The 16,556-nt window shown below is 37.0% G+C and carries 15 protein-coding genes; 11 read left to right on the top strand and 4 right to left on the bottom strand.

Annotated features, from left to right (window positions below):
* Genes BUB03_RS02545 through BUB03_RS02535 form a run of 3 tightly spaced genes read left to right on the top strand, consistent with a single transcriptional unit; the run spans position 1 to position 4,856 of the window.
* Entirely contained in the window at positions 1 to 357 is a 357-nt protein-coding gene (locus BUB03_RS02545; protein WP_073060056.1) for a response regulator transcription factor, read from the top strand.
* 6 nt (positions 358 to 363) lie between these two features.
* The gene (locus tag BUB03_RS02540; protein ID WP_073060053.1) at positions 364 to 1,431 is read left to right on the top strand and encodes a HEAT repeat domain-containing protein; all 1,068 of its coding nucleotides are present in this window, start codon (positions 364 to 366) and stop codon (positions 1,429 to 1,431) included.
* Positions 1,425 to 4,856 (top strand): sulfatase-like hydrolase/transferase, encoded by a 3,432-nt coding sequence (locus tag BUB03_RS02535; protein ID WP_073060051.1) that lies wholly within the window; start codon positions 1,425 to 1,427, stop codon positions 4,854 to 4,856. Before BUB03_RS02540 ends, BUB03_RS02535 begins: the two co-directional genes overlap by 7 nt.
* A gap of 7 nt (positions 4,857 to 4,863) precedes the next feature.
* Here BUB03_RS02535 and BUB03_RS02530 read toward each other — a convergent pair whose 3' ends face one another.
* The 3 genes from BUB03_RS02530 to BUB03_RS02520 all read right to left on the bottom strand — a co-directional run bounded on the left by BUB03_RS02530 (position 4,864) and on the right by BUB03_RS02520 (position 7,623).
* Positions 4,864 to 6,105 carry a YaiO family outer membrane beta-barrel protein gene (locus BUB03_RS02530; RefSeq protein WP_073060049.1) on the bottom strand — a complete coding sequence of 414 codons (1,242 nt, stop codon included), beginning with the start codon at positions 6,103 to 6,105 and terminating at the stop codon, positions 4,864 to 4,866.
* A 110-nt stretch (positions 6,106 to 6,215) separates the two neighbouring features.
* Positions 6,216 to 7,058: a transporter gene (locus BUB03_RS02525; RefSeq protein WP_073060047.1), complete on the bottom strand. Its 843-nt coding sequence runs from the start codon at positions 7,056 to 7,058 to the stop codon at positions 6,216 to 6,218.
* A 97-nt stretch (positions 7,059 to 7,155) separates the two neighbouring features.
* Positions 7,156 to 7,623 (bottom strand): PA2169 family four-helix-bundle protein, encoded by a 468-nt coding sequence (locus BUB03_RS02520; RefSeq protein WP_073060046.1) that lies wholly within the window; start codon positions 7,621 to 7,623, stop codon positions 7,156 to 7,158.
* A 399-nt stretch (positions 7,624 to 8,022) separates the two neighbouring features.
* Here BUB03_RS02520 and BUB03_RS02515 point away from each other — a divergent pair, with 399 nt between their 5' ends.
* The 8 genes from BUB03_RS02515 (at position 8,023) to BUB03_RS02480 (ending at position 14,771) form a co-directional block, all read left to right on the top strand.
* A complete protein-coding gene (locus BUB03_RS02515) occupies positions 8,023 to 8,682 on the top strand; it encodes a MarR family winged helix-turn-helix transcriptional regulator (protein WP_073060044.1) in 660 nt (219 codons plus the stop codon).
* Positions 8,683 to 8,719: 37 nt separating this feature from the next.
* Entirely contained in the window at positions 8,720 to 10,210 is a 1,491-nt protein-coding gene (locus BUB03_RS02510; protein WP_073060042.1) for a phytoene desaturase family protein, read from the top strand.
* A gap of 1 nt (position 10,211) precedes the next feature.
* Complete coding sequence (locus BUB03_RS02505; protein ID WP_073060040.1) at positions 10,212 to 11,048, top strand: phytoene/squalene synthase family protein; 837 nt, start codon at positions 10,212 to 10,214, stop codon at positions 11,046 to 11,048.
* Between the two features lie 53 nt (positions 11,049 to 11,101).
* A complete protein-coding gene (locus tag BUB03_RS02500; RefSeq protein WP_073060039.1) occupies positions 11,102 to 11,569 on the top strand; it encodes an SRPBCC family protein in 468 nt (155 codons plus the stop codon).
* A 1-nt stretch (position 11,570) separates the two neighbouring features.
* Entirely contained in the window at positions 11,571 to 12,023 is a 453-nt protein-coding gene (locus BUB03_RS02495) for a sterol desaturase family protein (protein ID WP_040994205.1), read from the top strand.
* A complete protein-coding gene (locus BUB03_RS02490) occupies positions 12,020 to 12,709 on the top strand; it encodes a lycopene cyclase domain-containing protein (protein WP_073060037.1) in 690 nt (229 codons plus the stop codon). The genes BUB03_RS02495 and BUB03_RS02490 overlap by 4 nt, the downstream gene beginning before the upstream one ends.
* Before the next feature lie 43 nt (positions 12,710 to 12,752).
* Positions 12,753 to 14,036 carry a cryptochrome/photolyase family protein gene (locus tag BUB03_RS02485; RefSeq protein WP_073060035.1) on the top strand — a complete coding sequence of 428 codons (1,284 nt, stop codon included), beginning with the start codon at positions 12,753 to 12,755 and terminating at the stop codon, positions 14,034 to 14,036.
* Positions 14,037 to 14,099: 63 nt separating this feature from the next.
* On the top strand, positions 14,100 to 14,771 hold the full coding sequence (locus BUB03_RS02480) for a MarR family winged helix-turn-helix transcriptional regulator (protein WP_073060033.1): 672 nt from the start codon (positions 14,100 to 14,102) through the stop codon (positions 14,769 to 14,771).
* Positions 14,772 to 14,884: 113 nt separating this feature from the next.
* Here the strand turns inward: BUB03_RS02480 and BUB03_RS02475 are convergent, their stop codons facing one another.
* The gene (locus BUB03_RS02475; RefSeq protein WP_073060031.1) at positions 14,885 to 16,396 is read right to left on the bottom strand and encodes a serine hydrolase domain-containing protein; all 1,512 of its coding nucleotides are present in this window, start codon (positions 16,394 to 16,396) and stop codon (positions 14,885 to 14,887) included.
* Positions 16,397 to 16,556: the final 160 nt, after the last annotated feature.

Below are 16,556 nucleotides of genomic sequence, written 5' to 3'. Positions count from 1 at the left end.
ATGTTGATTCTGATCGCTGAAGACGATGAACTGATTCTAAAAACGATAGAACACAAATTATTAAAGGAAGGTCATGAAGTGATCCTTACCCGAAACGGAAAGGAAGCCATCGAAACTTTAAAAGAGAGAGAGGTGGACCTTGCCATTACAGATATCATGATGCCCTTTGCTTCAGGAATAGAAATACTTTCTGCAATACAAACGATGGGGAAGGAAATTCCTGTGATTATGCTGTCTGCCATGGGGCAGGAAGAGGTGGTGCTTAATGCTTTTGACCTCGGGGCCTCGGATTTTATTATAAAACCGTTCAGCCCGAATGAACTGATGCTGAGAATTAAAAGATTTATCCCTAAATAAACGAATATGCTGCTTACCACTTCTGTACATTTTCTTTTTATTGTTTTCCTTGGGATGCTGTTGCTCGTACTGTTATTAATTATAGGGGTACTTTTTTACAGTTTTTTTCAATATAAGGAATCTGTGAGAATCTCAGAATGGGTAAAGGTTATTAATCAAAAAATATCGGAAGTTATTGTTTATGAAGATCAGGAGTTGTCTTTGGATCAAAATTTTATGGCTTCTTCGGGGAATTCGTCATTCCGGAATTTATTCCTGCAGAAACTTGTAGATTCTGAAAAGAAATTCTCAGGATCAGCAAAAATTAAAATTAAAAACCTCTTCAAAGAATATCATCTCCAGCAGGAAGCTGCCAAAAAGCTTGATCAGAAGAAACCTTACCTCATCGCCGGCGGAATACAGGAGCTTACGGTAATGGAAGTAAAAGAAAGTCTTCCCAGAATTTCCTCTTTTTTATCACATCCTTCCCCGCAGGTCTACCAGGAAGCGCAGTACGCCATGGTAAGCTTTAAAGGTTTTGAAGGCTTGTACTTTCTGAATACTGCGACAGAAAAAATTTCAGAATGGCAGCAGCTCCGTCTTCTTCTTTCTATCACCAGCGTACCGGAAAACTCAGGAGAAGCTATCGAAAGCTGGCTCAGAAGCCCCAATGACTCCGTGATTATTTTTACTTTGAAATTGCTGAGGAAATTTCAAATGCTTCCTTTTTATCCAATTGTGGTTACTCTTTTGGAGCATTCCTCAGTTGAGGTCAGGGTACAGGCCGTACAGACGATTTTATCACTGGAAAACCCTTCAACAATTCGTTTTCTTACGGAAGTTTATCCGGATCAGCCGCATGAAGTTCAGCTTGAAATTCTTCGTGTGATGAAAATTTCCAAAGACCAGTGCTGTACAGATCTGGTTAAAAAAGAATTACTGGAAAACAGTAATACGGCGATCAAGGTGTATGCCGCGGAAACCCTTTTTGAGCTGGGGCACCAGGAATATTTAGCTAAACTTTCCCGGGATGAAACGGCGTCCGAAAAATTAATTCAAATTATAAAATACGCACTTCAGGAAAAAGTATGTTAGAATTCTCACACATTATCTATGAAGTTATTATATGGTTATTTCTGCTGTACGGGACTGCGGTAGCTATTATTTATGGATGGATCGGAGTCTACGCGCTGGGAGCTGTGATACGCTATAAAAAAGAAAATACATTTACCGATTACAGTATTATTGCTGCCAATCCCAATGCGCCCACCTTCAGCCTTCTTGCGCCTGCTTACAACGAAGGAATGACCATAGTGGAAAATGTAAGATCGTTGTTGTCCCTTTATTATCACAACCTTGAAATTATCATTATTAACGATGGGAGTAAGGATGATTCTATCCAAAAACTGATCGAAGCTTACGAGCTGGAAAGAGTGTCTTTCTTTGTGCAGGGGAAAATTGAAACCAATAAGATAAAAGGAGTTTATAAAAGTAAAAATCAGGCTTTTAAAAAACTTATCGTTGTGGATAAAGAAAACGGCGGTAAAGCTGATGCCTTGAATGTAGGCATTAATGTTTCTTCCGGGGATTATCTGGTGTGTATTGATGTAGATTGTATCCTGGAGCAGGATGCGATCCTGAAACTGGCAAAACCGTTTCTTGAACAAACCGACAAAAAATATATTGCCTGCGGAGGGGTGATTCGCCTTGCCAACAATTGCGTAATTGAAGACGGGAAAGTAGTGAGCGTAAATATGCCTAAAACACTGCTGGGAAAAACACAGGCCTTAGAATATATCCGGGCTTTTGTATTGGGACGGATGGCTTGGTCCAGGGCTTCAGGACTGATTCTGATCTCCGGGGCTTTCGGGGTTTTCGACAGGAAAATCGTTCTGGAGTGTGGCGGGTACGATAAAAGCACAGTAGGCGAAGATATGGAACTGGTAGTCCGTATGAGGAAATATATGGAAGAAAGGAATGAGCCTTATGAAGTTCTTACAATTCCTGATCCGCTTTGCTGGACGGAAGTTCCTGAGAGCAAGGATATCCTGAAAAAACAGCGTAACCGCTGGATGCGGGGAACCATTGAAACTTTATGGAAACACCGGAAAATGATGTTCAATCCAAAATACGGAAAGTTGGGGATGGTAAGCCTCCCTTATTGGTTTTTCTTTGAGTTCCTGGGTCCGTTGGTTGAGTTTTTGGGATACATCATTTTTATTGTTTTTCTTTTGTTTGGGATTATCAACTGGTCATTTTTTACGATTTTGTTTGCATTGGTGATATCCATGGGGTTTCTTTACTCTATTTACGGGATTCTGGTGGATCTTGTCAGCCATCAGGTATATACCAAACGAAAAGATTTTCTTACCTTAATAGGAACTGCTTTTTCAGAACCGTTTTATTTTCATCCAATCGTGGTGAAAGCAGGAGTGAACGGGTTTATAGATTATTTTAAAAAATCCCACGGATGGGGCGAGATGACAAGGCAGGGTTTCAATCAGAATACCAAAAATTTACCTTTAAAGGAAAGAGTTGCAGCTATTCTTAACCATGGGTTGAGGAAACTGGGTATGATATCTTTGGTTTTTCTGATCTTATTTTTAGTAGGTGTTGCTGCAGAATGGTTTTGGTACAGGTATTCTTTTCCGAGATTTAATTCCTCTTCTATTGCAGGACCTCTCTTTTTGGAAAATATTTTGTTTGCATTGAAACTGATATTTGTTTTTGGAGTTATTTATTTAATAATCAATTCTATAAAAGAAAGCTGGGCCAATTTATCAGCGCTGGTTGTATTCGGATTTGTGGCTGTTACGCAATATATTCTCTTCTTGTATTTCTCCGAAACCCAAAATATGCTTGGTGCAGATCTTTTGTATTACAGCAAAGATGAGATCAAGCAGATTTTAAGAGCGGGCGGAATGCTTAATTTCAAAAATTTTGCGCTGCTGGGAATTTTGATTGCAATATGTGTTATTCCTTTATGGATGGCAGGAAGATCCGCCTTTAAGTCAAAATATATAGGAATCGTTTTTTTAAGCCTTGGCCTGATTGCTTTTTTTATTCCCAAAAATATGATGCAGTCTAAGGAATTAAACCAGACCAATAATACCTTCAGCCAGACTGCTTCAAAAAGTAAATGGGCTTATTTCTTTATATCCAACGAAGAGAATTTTATCAGCAGTCATCCTGAAATCAGTGAATTTATTAATGATGAAGGAAAGTTTACAGCCAATGCCGAAATGCTCGATCCGTCATTTCCTTTTTGGAGAAAAGAAAATACTCCTGACTTTTTAGGCGCTTATTTTAATAGGTCTGAAGAAGTTCCGAATCTTGTCTTTATCGTAATGGAAGGTTTTGGGCATGCTTATACTTCTCCCAAAGGGTATGTGGGGAATTTTACGCCTTTTCTGGATTCTCTGGCCAGTAAAAGTTTATTTTGGGAGAACAGTTTAAGTTCTGCGGGGAGGACGTTCGGAGCCTTGCCTTCGCTCACTGGGTCACTTCCTTTTGGTAAAAACGGATTCCTGGAAATTGAAAATACACCGGAACATTTCAATCTTTATAATGTTTTAAAAGCCAATGGATTTGAAACAGGATTTTTCTATGGCGGGAATTTATTGTTTGACCGTTACAGAAATTTTCTGGAATACAGTAAGGTAGATCATATTGTAGATATTGCATCGTTCGGCGGTTCTTACAAAAGACTTCCGGCAACCGATGGAGATAGCTGGGGCTATGAAGATCAGGCGGTTTTCAAAAAGTTTCTGGAGACGCAGAAATTACAGCAAAGACCTTATTTTAATATGCTTCTTACGCTTTCTACACATAATCCGTTTTTGATTAATAACAGGGCGTATTATGAAAAACTTTATAATGAAAGATTACAATCCAATCTCTTAAATCCGGAGCAGAAAAAATGGGCGGAAGGCAATAAAAACCAGTTGATTTCTGTCCTGAATGCAGATGATGCCCTGAAAAACTTCTTTGAAGATTACAGCAAACGTCCGGATTTTCAGCATACGATTTTCGTTATAACAGGCGATCACAGTATGCCGGAAATTACATTGGAATCTAAGATTGACAGGTTTCATGTACCATTGCTGATCTATTCACCATTGTTGAAAGAGCCGAAACGTTTTCTGAAAACGGCAAGTCATTTTGATGTTGCTCCATCTCTTTTAGCCTATTACAGGAATAATTATAAACTCCGTACACCGTCTACTGTTACCTGGGTAGGACGAGGCTTCTCTCCGGATTCGCAGATAAGCAAAGCCGGAATTCCTATGATGCAGAGTAAAAATATGATGATTGATTTTGTTTCAGATAAATATTATCTTCATGAAGGACAGTTGTTTACGCTTAAAAACTCTGAGGAAGATCCTTCTGATGATGCTTCTGCTTTGAAGTTGATCAGTGGACGTTTTAATCAGTTTAAAAGTATGAACTCAAGGTTTTATGCCAGCAGGAAATTAATGCCGGATTCTGTCATGGTTAATTTTATGAAAAAAAATAAATAAAAACGGATTAAAACTTTCTTGTATAGCCTAAGGTAATATCAAACTGATTTCCTTTTTGATTCGGGAGGTATTCCTGATTGTAATACATGGTTCCTACGGAAAACATATTGGCTTTTAGTGAAAAATTATATTCAGCCCCTATTTTGAAGGTTTTAAGCTTAAAGGTTTCGTTTTCCAGAAGGTTATTCCTGTTTTCTTCCGGACTGATTCCCGTACCGATCTGAAAGCCAAAATAATCCTGTGCACTTTTTGTATAGTAACGAACCGTTCCTGTGTAGGAATGTGAAATATTTTTGTTGTCCGGCGTAATGTACGTTCTTATATTGAACCAGAAATTTTTGTAATATTTCCCGACAGATGCAGTATACATCCAGATATTCTTGCTGAAGTAAAGCTGCCTGTATCCGATTTCTGCTTCAAAACTCTTGGGAAGATTAGCGTTCAGGGAAACTCCTGTTCGGTATTTCGGGAACAGTCCAACATCATTGGAGTAGGCGCCTCCCACATAGAGATAAAACATTTTGGATAACCGCGGATAAGCTTCCAGCTCAATCTGGGTTCCGTCTTCTGCAAATTTATTGGCATAATTTCCCCTGATGATCACTGCGCCAATAGGTGTGACTCTTTTATAACTGAGTCCTACAACATGCCAGTCGTCATCGAACTGTTTGTCGAAATGAGAATAGTTGTAAAGAATACTTAAAGCATTTTTGTAAGTAAATTCATGCACCCTTACGGCCAGGCTGTTGGCTTCCGTGTTTTTTGGATTAATCGCTAGAACAGCTTTGATGGCCTTTTCAGATTCAATATAATTTTTATCTGCATATTCTACTTTTGCTTTCAAAAGCCAGAGTGCTTCAGACTGTGGGTGAGAGGATAATCCTTTACTGATGATCTCTTTGGCTTCGCTGTACCGGTCATTCCAATATTCCAGGGAAGCATAGGCAATGAAATAATCTTCATCTTTAATATTTTTTCTTCCAAGATCTTCAAAAACTGCTCTTGCAGACTCCGGATCTTTATTCCATGTATAAACTCTACCTAAAAAAATTGAAATATCAGTATAGTCGGGTGCCGTTTCCAGGGCCTGTTTGGCAAGTGAAATAGAGGTGGCGTAATCTTTATTTTCAAATGCAGCTGTTCTTGCTTTTGCAAATAATTCGTCAGCTGACGCATTTTGCTGGGCATATATTTGTAACGGAAGTAATACCAATACCAGAAGAACTAAATATCCAAAGTATGTTTTCATTGAAGTGAGATGGTTAATCAATTTTTTTTATAGCTGAATTGTATCTTAATAACAAATATATTGAACTTTTGTGATCAATTTACTAGTAATAAATTTTTATCTCTATATTTTTAATGGCGATAAGATAAACCAATGAAATAATGTTTGTCAGCAGTCTGCTGTATTCCATAATTAATTCCGAGATCGAATTTAAGGTCTTTTACAACTTCCATTTGAATGGCGGCATTGATAAAATTTGAAAATTCATGGGATTTAAAATCATACGTATAATAGGTTTCCGCTATCCAGTCAATTCCCTTGGATAATGGATGGCTAATCGTCAGTGTTTGCAGGAACTCGGTATGCATTGAAGGCTGATCCGTATCCTTGAGCTTATCTATTTCCACCTGCAATCCAAGTTTCCAGTCACCGGATAATTTGTATGACATAGGTACAATCAGGCCATATTCATAGCGGCTTTCCTCATATTCAGAAGTAGGAAATTTTATGTACGGTAAAACAGCCAGTGCAAAATCACCATGATTGTTTCCTGTTAAGTTTTGTTTTATTCTCAGGGTTATATCGCCGATTCCTTTATTCACTTCTTCAGAACCTGAACTTAAGTCCTTCTCCTTTTGCCGGCCGTAGGTCTGGAAACCGACTTGTATGGCAGTATTACCGGTAATCCCGATCTTCAGGTTTGCCTGATTGATGAGTAATGTACTTGTTTTCTGTACATCTGATTTCTCATTGATGAGTCTTACCAGGTCTGTTTCAAATTGAATATGGCCTGCATCTACAGTGTAAGGAGATTCGGTAACATCGGGACGATCGGTTTCCATCTCTCTCATATGTTCCCGTGGCACAGGATTAAAAATTGAGTAGCTTTTGTGAGGCTCTTGTTGTGCAAAGTACACTGACGGGATAAATAAAGCGGCAAAAGCTAATTTTGAAAAAAAATAAAGGTCATTCATAGGTTTTATTTAAAAGTTTTAATGTTTGGGACCCCATTAATTGCAAATACTTCCGGTTAAGGTGGTTTGTAAAATAGATATCCCTGCTATGAATGGATTATTCATCTTTTTTCTTATAATGCTCGATATTATGGAATTGATGATAAGAAGTACGAAGCTGCCTTAGCTGTTCTGCAATTACTTTAGAGCTTTCCGCACACAGATTGCCACTTTTCAAAGCGTTTTCATAAGCTTCAATAGCATGTTGTTCACCAAAAACTACATTTTCCAATGTTTCTTTATCATTATTGCTTCTGGGTAAAGAATTTTTAATGTCGATCCATGTCCGGTGGAGGCTGCCTGCCAGTGATGAGGTGTCTTCATCGGGATTTCCGCTTCTTTCGGTAATGAGATTGATAATTTCATTCTTCATTACTTTTGATTGGGAGATCATTTTATCGTATTCCCCTTTCAGGTCAGAATAGCTTTCCCAAACTTTTCCTTCTACGCTTTCAAAACCCTTAATCCTGTCATTGGTTATATGAAGTAAATCATTGAGGGTAGAAATTGTTTTAGCATTTTCCATATTAAATTATTTTTAAAATATTAAACAATAAATATGCCCTCAGCGTTTATTTTGTGGTATGTATTATCTTTTTTATTGTATAATTCATAAATTTTAATGTGGCATCCATGATGCTGTTATTGTAGTATTTCCGATGACCTTCTTTTATTTAAAATGCAAATTGATAGAATGTATTTAGTGTATTAATATACAATTTTATAGAAGTTGGTATAATTATCCTGATTAATTTTTCATAGACGTATTGGGATTAATGTATTGTTTATCAGTTATTTGATCTTTCCGTTAGCTTCTTTTATTTAAAGTGAAATTCATCTTTAATCCAGGAAATTAAAAATAAAATCAAAATAAAAGTATATTTATATTCTTTTATAAGTATATTTGTATACTAATTGGTTTGAAATGAATTTTGATCTTATAAAAGCAGTTGTAGAACTCGTTCAGCAATTTTCAGAGCAAAATGAAGCTAAAGCGGTATACAGCAATAATCTTCAGGGCTTTACGGAATGGCTTACCACTTCCTGTAAAAGTGGTTCTGAACAGAAAGATCCGGATTGGAGAGGAAAACAATTGGAAAGTAGTTCAGACATCATCATCAATACCTTGCTGATAAGAATGAGCAGGTATGCAAAATCTTATTCACGGTCGTCAATCAGCAATTCGGTATTTACAAGCCAGGATGATATCATTTACCTGATAAGTCTGAAAATGATAGGCGCTATGACAAAAATGGAATTGATAAAACGTAATATACAGGAGAAGTCTTCAGGCATAGTTATCATTAACCGCTTAATCCGTAATGGTTGGGCTGAGCAGACAGTCACAGAAAAAGATAAAAGAACAAAGCATATTCAGATCACGGAAAAAGGACTTTCCGTATTGGAAGAGCACATGGATGAAATCGGTAAAGTTTCAAAAGCTATGGTAGGAAACCTGGATTATTCTGAACAAAAGCTGCTCATAGCGATACTCTCTAAACTTGATGAATTTCACGATAATTTTTACCGTATGAATCTGGAAGCCAGAGATCTGCTGGATAATGTGTATAAAAGGTTGAATTAATGCAGTATTAATACCATTAAAACTATTAAATAAAAAAATGAACAGGGGAAGCTCAAGAAAGAAAATTGCGGTGATAGGTTCTGGATTTTCCGGACTCTCTGCTGCTGCCTATGCTGCAAAATCAGGAAATGAAGTACATGTATTTGAAAAGCATCCCCAGCCTGGCGGACGTGCAAGACAATTTAAAACAGAAACAGGTTATGTTTTCGATATGGGGCCCAGCTGGTACTGGATGCCTGATATTATTGAAGGGTTTTTCGCAGATTTTGGCTTTAAAGTATCTGATTTCTTTAAACTGGTTTCTTTAGACCCTCAGTTTGAGATGGTTTTTTCAGAAGAGAAGGTTACAGTTCCCGAAAAAAATGAAGATATCCGGGAGTTATTTGAAAAAATAGAGCGGGGAGCGGGTAAGAAGTATGACAAATTCATGCAGTCTGCCCAATTCAAGTATGAAGTAGGAATGAAAGATTTCGTAACCAAGCCATGTTACAACTGGTTTGAATTCGCTTCATTAAAAATAGCAGGCAGTGCTGTAAAGCTTAATCTTTTAAGTGATTTCAGGAAATATGTTTCAGGGTATTTTGCTGATCCGAAACTCAGATCCCTGATGGAATTTCCCGTTATATTCCTTGGAGCTTCCCCTCAGAATATTCCGGCTCTTTACAGCCTTATGAATTACGGGGGATACGTTTTGGGAACAAAATACCCAATGGGAGGGTTTTATCAGCTTGTTCTGGCGATGAAAGAAGTTGCTGAAAAGCAGGGCGTGACTTTTCATTTTAATCATGATGTACAGAAAATCAATACAGAAAACGGGAAGGTTAATTCAATAACAGCAAATGGTAAAGATTATGAATTTGATGCAGTCATTGCCTCATCGGATTATCATCATACGGAAACACTAATTCCTAAATCACTCAGAAACTACAATGATGCCTATTGGAAAACAAGGACCTTTGCTCCTTCATGCCTTATTTATTACCTGGGAGTCAAAGGAAAGATTCCTCATCTGAAACACCATACCCTATTTTTTGAAAATGATCTGGACAATCATGTAGACTGTATATATTTAAACAAGAAATGGCCTTCCAAGCCTCTTTTTTATGCGTGTTGTCCCTCCAAGACAGATCCGGATGTAGCTCCTGAAGGTTGTGAAAATCTTTTTTTGCTGCTGCCGCTTGCCCCGGGAATACACGATGAAGAATCTTTAAGAGAAAAATATCTGAGGGAAATGCTTGGAAGAATTGAAAAGCATACCGGTGAAACCGATCTTATTTCCCGAATTGAATACAAAAGAAGCTATTGTGTAAGTGATTTTATTTCAGATTATAATGCTTATCAGGGCAATGCTTACGGCTTATCAAATACTTTGTCACAGACAGCAGTCTTAAAACCTAAAATAAAAAACAGGAAGATCAGAAACCTTTTTTATACGGGACAATTAACGGTTCCGGGACCGGGAGTTCCGCCATCCGTCATTTCAGGGAAAATTGTAGGGATTGAAGTTAGTAAACTAAAAATAAAATAATATGAAAAAACTGTTTGATGAATTGTCTTACGAAGTCAGTAAGTCCGCCACACAAAAATACAGTACCAGTTTTTCATTGGGAATACTGGCATTGAAGCCTTCCATCAGACCTGCCGTTTATGCTGTTTATGGTTATGTGCGCCTTGCAGATGAAATTGTAGATAGTTTTCACGGCTATGATAAAGAGAAGCTTTTAAGGAGATTAAAGGCTGAAACATATGATGCGCTGGAAGATGGCATATCACTCAATCCTATTCTGCATTCATTTCAGGAAACCGTTCGTCAGTATGATATTGACATCCGGTTGGTAGATCAGTTTTTACACAGCATGGAAATGGATCTTCATAAAATTGATTATAACTCGGAACTGTATAAAGAATATATCTACGGATCTGCGGAAGTGGTGGGGCTGATGTGCCTCCAGATCTTTACAGAAGGCAATAAAGAGCAGTATGAGAAGCTTAAGCCATTTGCGATGAAGCTTGGGTCAGCTTTTCAGAAAGTTAATTTTTTGCGGGATCTGAAAGATGATTATCAGGTATTGGGCAGGACCTATTTTCCATCTCTGAACATGTCCGTGTTTGATAATAAAGTAAAGGTCCAGATTGAAAAGGAAATTGAAGAAGAATTTAACGAAGCATTGCAGGGAATTAAAAAACTGCCCGGGTCTGCTATTTTTGGAGTATACCTGGCCTACAGATATTACCTTTCTCTTTTCGAAAAAATAAAGAAAACAAGTTCTCAGCGTATTTTACAGCAGAGGATAAGGATCGCCAATTCGCAGAAGATTGTGGTTGCATTCAAAAGCTACATACGGTACAAATCTGCTTATTTCTAACAGTTTGTCTTATAGCAGTTTTTCGAAAGGTTTATGAATCAATAAAAGAATAAATGATGTACAGATTATACAGAGAGCAGCAGCTGAATTGTGATATGGAAACGGCATGGAAGTTTTTTTCATCCCCTCATAATTTATCAGAAATAACCCCTGAAAGCATGAATTTCGTAGTTCTTTCAGATGTTCAGGATGAGCCTGTTTTTAAAGGAATGGAAATAGACTATAAGGTTTCTCCTTTACTGGGAATCCCGATGAGGTGGAAGACTATTATCAGCCAGGTAGAAGAATATAAAAGTTTTACAGATTTTCAGAAAGAAGGTCCGTATAAGCACTGGAATCATTTTCATGAATTTATTCCGAATAAGGATGGGGTACTCATGAAAGACACGGTAGATTATGAACTTCCGATGGGGATTTTAGGTAAAATTGCCCATCAGCTATTCGTAAAAGAAAAGCTCAAAAGTATTTTCGATTTCAGATACACGGTTTTGGATAATCTTTTTAACCATAAGCATAATTAAAATGAATTTTCTGATCGTTTTAGGAGTATTTATTACCATGGAAGGAGCTACATGGCTGATCCACCGGTATATTATGCATGGCTTTCTGTGGAGCCTGCACCGGGATCATCATGATCATAGCCATGACGGGAAGCTTGAAAGAAATGATCTCTTTTTTTTCATTTTTGCAAGCCCGGCCATTGCTTTATTATATCTGGGAGTAAAGCAGGAATTCAGCCATTGGTTTTTTATAGGTCTTGGAATAAGTCTTTACGGAATGGCTTATTTCTTTGTACATGATATTTTTATTCATCAGCGGGCAAAAGTTTTTAGCAAAACAAATAATCCTTATTTCCTTGCGATCAGACGTGCCCATAAACAGCACCACAAACATTTGGGGAAAGAAGATGGAGAATGTTTCGGTTTTCTCTGGGTTCCTGTTAAATATTTTAAAATGTATTTCAATAAAAAATGATGCCTTATACTTACATACTGATTAACTTTTTTACGGTCATTATCTGTTTTTTAGCCTCTTTTGATAAAAGAATACAGTTTAACAGGCTTTTCGGAAAGTTTCTGCTGTCGTCCACCATTGTGGCAATTCCTTTTATCATCTGGGATATCTGGTTCACTGCAGAAGGAGTATGGTGGTTTGATCTTAGGTATACGTTAGGATTCAAAATAGCTGGACTTCCCATTGAAGAATGGCTGTTTTTTTACTGTATTCCTTTTGCCTGTGTTTTTACTTACTACTGTATAGAGAAATTTTTTGATTTAGGATTGGCTGATGCCTTTAATAATATCATCGTTTTTACGGCTGTTATTGTTCTCAGTGTTGTAGGACTTCTTTACTATGATAGAATATATACCTTGCTTACAGTGATCATAACCATATTCACGCTTTGTTACCTGCATTTTATTGCTAAAAAAGAGTGGATAGGGAAGGCCAGCTTTGTATATCTCGTTTTGATGCCAGGTTTTTTCGCAGTGAACGGAATTTTGACTGGATCTTTCATTCCTTCCCCAGTTGTTAATTATAATCCTGATGATTTTTTGGGCGTCAGAATGGGCACTATCCCTGTTGAAGATGCCGTTTACGGTTACAGCCAGTTTTTACTCAATATTTACTTCTTTAAAAAAATAACTAAAAATGAAAAATAGACTATTTTTTACCTTGCTAATAGGCTTTTTAAAAAGATAAATCATGGATAAAGTGAATATTTTTTGGTTCAGAAGAGACCTCAGGCTGGAAGATAATGTGGGGCTTTATCATGCCCTTCAGTCAGGATTAAAGGTTATTCCGGTCTTTATTTTTGATACCGATATACTGAACAGGCTTCAGGATAAAAAAGACAGAAGGGTAGACTATATCCATCAGGCTTTACAGCGTATTCATAAAGAACTGAAAAAGCATAACAGCGGGCTTTATGTTTATCACGGTACTCCAATGCAGGTTTTAAAAAAAATCATTCAGGATTTTAACGTAGATAAAGTTTTTTGCAACAGGGATTATGAACCGCAGGCCATACAAAGGGACCGTGAGATAGCGGATTTCCTGCTCAAACATCATATTCAGCTGAAAGATTTTAAAGATCAGGTCATATTTGAAAAAAATGATATTCTGAAAAATGACCTTTCTCCGTATACAGTTTTCACCCCATACTCAAAAAAATGGAAAGAAAACTTGAAAAATATAGAAACGCTTACTACAGACTTGACCCATTTTGCAAATTATAAAGGGCCTTCAGAGATCATTCCCCTGAAAGAAATCGGATTTGAGAAAACAGAGCTTGAGTTCACGGAACCAGAGTTGAACAGAGATATAATAGATTCTTACGGAAAGTACAGGGATTTCCCTGCAATGGATCATACTACCCATCTTGGGACTGCACTTCGTTTCGGGACTATTTCGATCAGGAAATGTGTGCAATATGCCGTTAAACATAATGAAGTCTGGCTTAATGAACTTATATGGAGAGAGTTTTTTATGCAGATCCTGTATCATTTTCCAGATGTTGTTCATCAGTGTTTTAAAAAGAAATATGAGAATATTGCCTGGAGAAACAACGAAAAGGAATTTAAGGCATGGTGCGAGGGGAAAACCGGATATCCTATTGTAGATGCAGGAATGAGGCAGCTTAATGAAACCGGCTTTATGCACAACAGGGTAAGAATGGTCACCGCAAGCTTTCTGACCAAACATCTGCTCATTGATTGGCGATGGGGAGAAGCCTATTTTGCTGAAAAATTGCTAGACTATGATCTGGCAGCCAATAACGGAAACTGGCAGTGGGCTGCAGGCTGTGGCTGTGATGCAGCACCGTATTTCAGGATCTTTAATCCCTATGAACAGACAAAAAAGTTTGATAAAGATTCTCAGTATATCAGAAAGTGGCTTCCTGAAGATTATGTGGAAGAACCTGTCGTTGAGCATACAAAAGCCAGGGACAGAGCATTAAAAGCTTATAAAGAAGCACTGGCAGAATAAGAGACCATATATATTGCTTAATTTTTTGAGGAATTAGGTATTTTTGTAAACTATTTAACGGATATGAATTATACACTTATAAAAGACTTTATAGACCTATTGCAGGAATTTGAAACCGAAATCCAGGCTTGTCCTGATTTATATCCGGGAAGTATTCAGGGCTTTAAAGCATGGGTTACGGATAAGGAGAATGCTGACCAGAAAGAACGTCCCGAAGAACCTTACTGGGAAGGAAAGGAGAATGGAAGAACGCCGGAAAGTGCTATAAGTACATTACTTGTTCACCTTAACCGATATGCCAAAACCTATTCGAAGTCTGCAATCTCAAATTCTGAATTTTCTACTCAGGAAGATTTTATTTATCTGATCAATCTGAAAGCTTTTGGTGAGATGACCAAGATGGCTCTGATTAAGAAAAATATTCATGATAAACCCGTGGGTATGCTTATTATTGCCAGATTATTGCGTCAGGGACTTATTGAACAGGCTGACTCTGATCTGGATAAACGAAGTAAATTAATCCGTATTACTGAAAGAGGATTATTGATCCTCGAAAAGCAGATGGAAAAGATCCGTCAGGCGACCAATATTGTTGCCGGAAATCTTAACTATCGTGAAAAAATGGAGCTTATACGTATTTTAAATAAACTGGATAGTTTTCATTATCCTATTTTTTCACGGAATATCCAGTCTGATCAGCTCATTAATATCATATATGATGAATATTCATTTTGATACTGAATGATATACTTAAATGTACCAAGGTTTTATTTCTTCCAAAACGGTGGGTGAAACCTGATTTTATTGTTGGTACATTTAAGTATATCAATATATTTTAAAAGTTTGATTTATTTTTTAGTGGATGTAATTTCATTGATTTTCAGAATCATTTCCTTTGCATTGGCATTGGCTGGATCAAGTTCCAGTGCTTTCTGGTAATCGCTCTTTGACAGTGCATATTCTTTTTTATTAAAATAAGCTTCCCCACGACTATCATAAACATTTCCTGACTTTGGAAATTCATTGACGTTTAAATCAAAAATCTTAAGCGCTGCATCTGTTTGACCATTTCTTAGAAATTCATACCCTAGTTCGTTCAATTCATTTTCATTGGAGAAATTATAATCATCAGGCTTATTCTTTTTAAGATCTTTATATAAAGCAATTCCTTTATCAATGTTTTTTAAACATTCTTTTCTGATTGTTAGGCCAATAGATTCTTTTTGAGGTTCGATAGGATAGTTCTTCCAGTGGTTCAAACTGGCAATGCTTAAAAGAATTTCTTCGATTAATTTAAAATTATTTCCGTTAGTCATTACAGCCAGTCCATTTCCGTCTTCTACACTTCCGATATAATAGCATACAAAACCTTCATTTCCACCGCTGTGACCGAAGTATTTTGTGCCTTTGAAATCATTTAGAAATACCCCGTAATTATTCTCAATTCTCTTTACAGACATTTCTTTGGACAAAATTTTATTTGATTTTCCTAACAAAGACAATTGTGTTTCGATGATATATTTCGCCAGATTATTTGGGTTTGTCCATAAACCGGCAGCTGCTTTTTCGGGATAGATGTGATATTTGCCTTGTACTTCTTTTCCATTGTTATAAGCCGTTGCCAGTAATTTTTCTTTTCCCTGGGACGGTGGCTGATTATAAGAACTTTCATTCATTCCCAAAGGCAAAAGAATATTATTCAGTAGGTAATCCTCATATTTTTCTCCTGTTGTATTCTCAAGGATTAATTGTGAAATGGTAGTTCCACCTCCTGAATACTGAAACTTAAGGCCGGGTTCAAAAACAGACCGTACCGCCGGGGAGTTAGCAGGTTTCTGACCATTGAGAATCTGTATTATTGTAGGCAATTCTTTTCCTCTTTGATAACCTCCGAAACCATGAACGGATAGTCCTGCTTTATGACTTAAAAGATTCGCTATGGAGATTTTTTTTCCTTTTGAAACCGAATCGTATGGGAATTTCCAGCTTTTCAAATAATTATTGATGTCATCATCCAAACCTAGTTTTCTTTGCTCAACGAGCTTCAAAAGACCAAGACTATTGATAGATTTGCTGATGGACGCAGCCTGGAATAATGTTTGAGGGGTTGCCGGTCTGTTTTCAGCAACATCTGCATATCCATATGCTTTTGCCCATTCTACTTTATAATCCTTAATAACTGCGATGCTTACCGCATTCATATTGTAGAAAGCCATCCTCTCTTTTAAGGTCCATTTCTTAGTTTTCGACTGATCCCAGCTCAGCAGGTTATCTTCAAATGATTTTATTTTATCCTTTACATTTTGGGCAAAAATATTCAGTGATAAAGAGAGAAGCAGGATGAGATGTATTTTTTTCATTTCTATTCTTGGTTATCTGTTTCAGTATAAAGACGATTCAAAAGCAATTTTTATTACATCAGGGATTGATTTTTTTAATAATATTTCTCCTGTTTATTCTCTTTCAGTTTAATCATTCTTTTTTCTTTATAAATGTAAGGCTTCGTTCTCTAATATCAGC

This window comes from Chryseobacterium oranimense, assembly GCF_900129755.1.
In the GTDB taxonomy this organism is placed as follows: Bacteria; Bacteroidota; Bacteroidia; order Flavobacteriales; family Weeksellaceae; genus Chryseobacterium; species Chryseobacterium oranimense.
Note: the sequence above shows the minus strand (reverse complement) of the source record. Positions and strands in the feature narration are given on the sequence as shown.

Coding starts and splice junctions, on each gene's coding strand:
- BUB03_RS02545 (WP_073060056.1), top strand. CDS start 1: ATGTTGATTCTGATCGCTGAAGACGATGAACTGATTCTAAAAACGATA.
- BUB03_RS02540 (WP_073060053.1), top strand. CDS start 364: ATGCTGCTTACCACTTCTGTACATTTTCTTTTTATTGTTTTCCTTGGG.
- BUB03_RS02535 (WP_073060051.1), top strand. CDS start 1,425: ATGTTAGAATTCTCACACATTATCTATGAAGTTATTATATGGTTATTT.
- BUB03_RS02530 (WP_073060049.1), bottom strand. CDS start 6,105: ATGAAAACATACTTTGGATATTTAGTTCTTCTGGTATTGGTATTACTT.
- BUB03_RS02525 (WP_073060047.1), bottom strand. CDS start 7,058: ATGAATGACCTTTATTTTTTTTCAAAATTAGCTTTTGCCGCTTTATTT.
- BUB03_RS02520 (WP_073060046.1), bottom strand. CDS start 7,623: ATGGAAAATGCTAAAACAATTTCTACCCTCAATGATTTACTTCATATA.
- BUB03_RS02515 (WP_073060044.1), top strand. CDS start 8,023: ATGAATTTTGATCTTATAAAAGCAGTTGTAGAACTCGTTCAGCAATTT.
- BUB03_RS02510 (WP_073060042.1), top strand. CDS start 8,720: ATGAACAGGGGAAGCTCAAGAAAGAAAATTGCGGTGATAGGTTCTGGA.
- BUB03_RS02505 (WP_073060040.1), top strand. CDS start 10,212: ATGAAAAAACTGTTTGATGAATTGTCTTACGAAGTCAGTAAGTCCGCC.
- BUB03_RS02500 (WP_073060039.1), top strand. CDS start 11,102: ATGATGTACAGATTATACAGAGAGCAGCAGCTGAATTGTGATATGGAA.
- BUB03_RS02495 (WP_040994205.1), top strand. CDS start 11,571: ATGAATTTTCTGATCGTTTTAGGAGTATTTATTACCATGGAAGGAGCT.
- BUB03_RS02490 (WP_073060037.1), top strand. CDS start 12,020: ATGATGCCTTATACTTACATACTGATTAACTTTTTTACGGTCATTATC.
- BUB03_RS02485 (WP_073060035.1), top strand. CDS start 12,753: ATGGATAAAGTGAATATTTTTTGGTTCAGAAGAGACCTCAGGCTGGAA.
- BUB03_RS02480 (WP_073060033.1), top strand. CDS start 14,100: ATGAATTATACACTTATAAAAGACTTTATAGACCTATTGCAGGAATTT.
- BUB03_RS02475 (WP_073060031.1), bottom strand. CDS start 16,396: ATGAAAAAAATACATCTCATCCTGCTTCTCTCTTTATCACTGAATATT.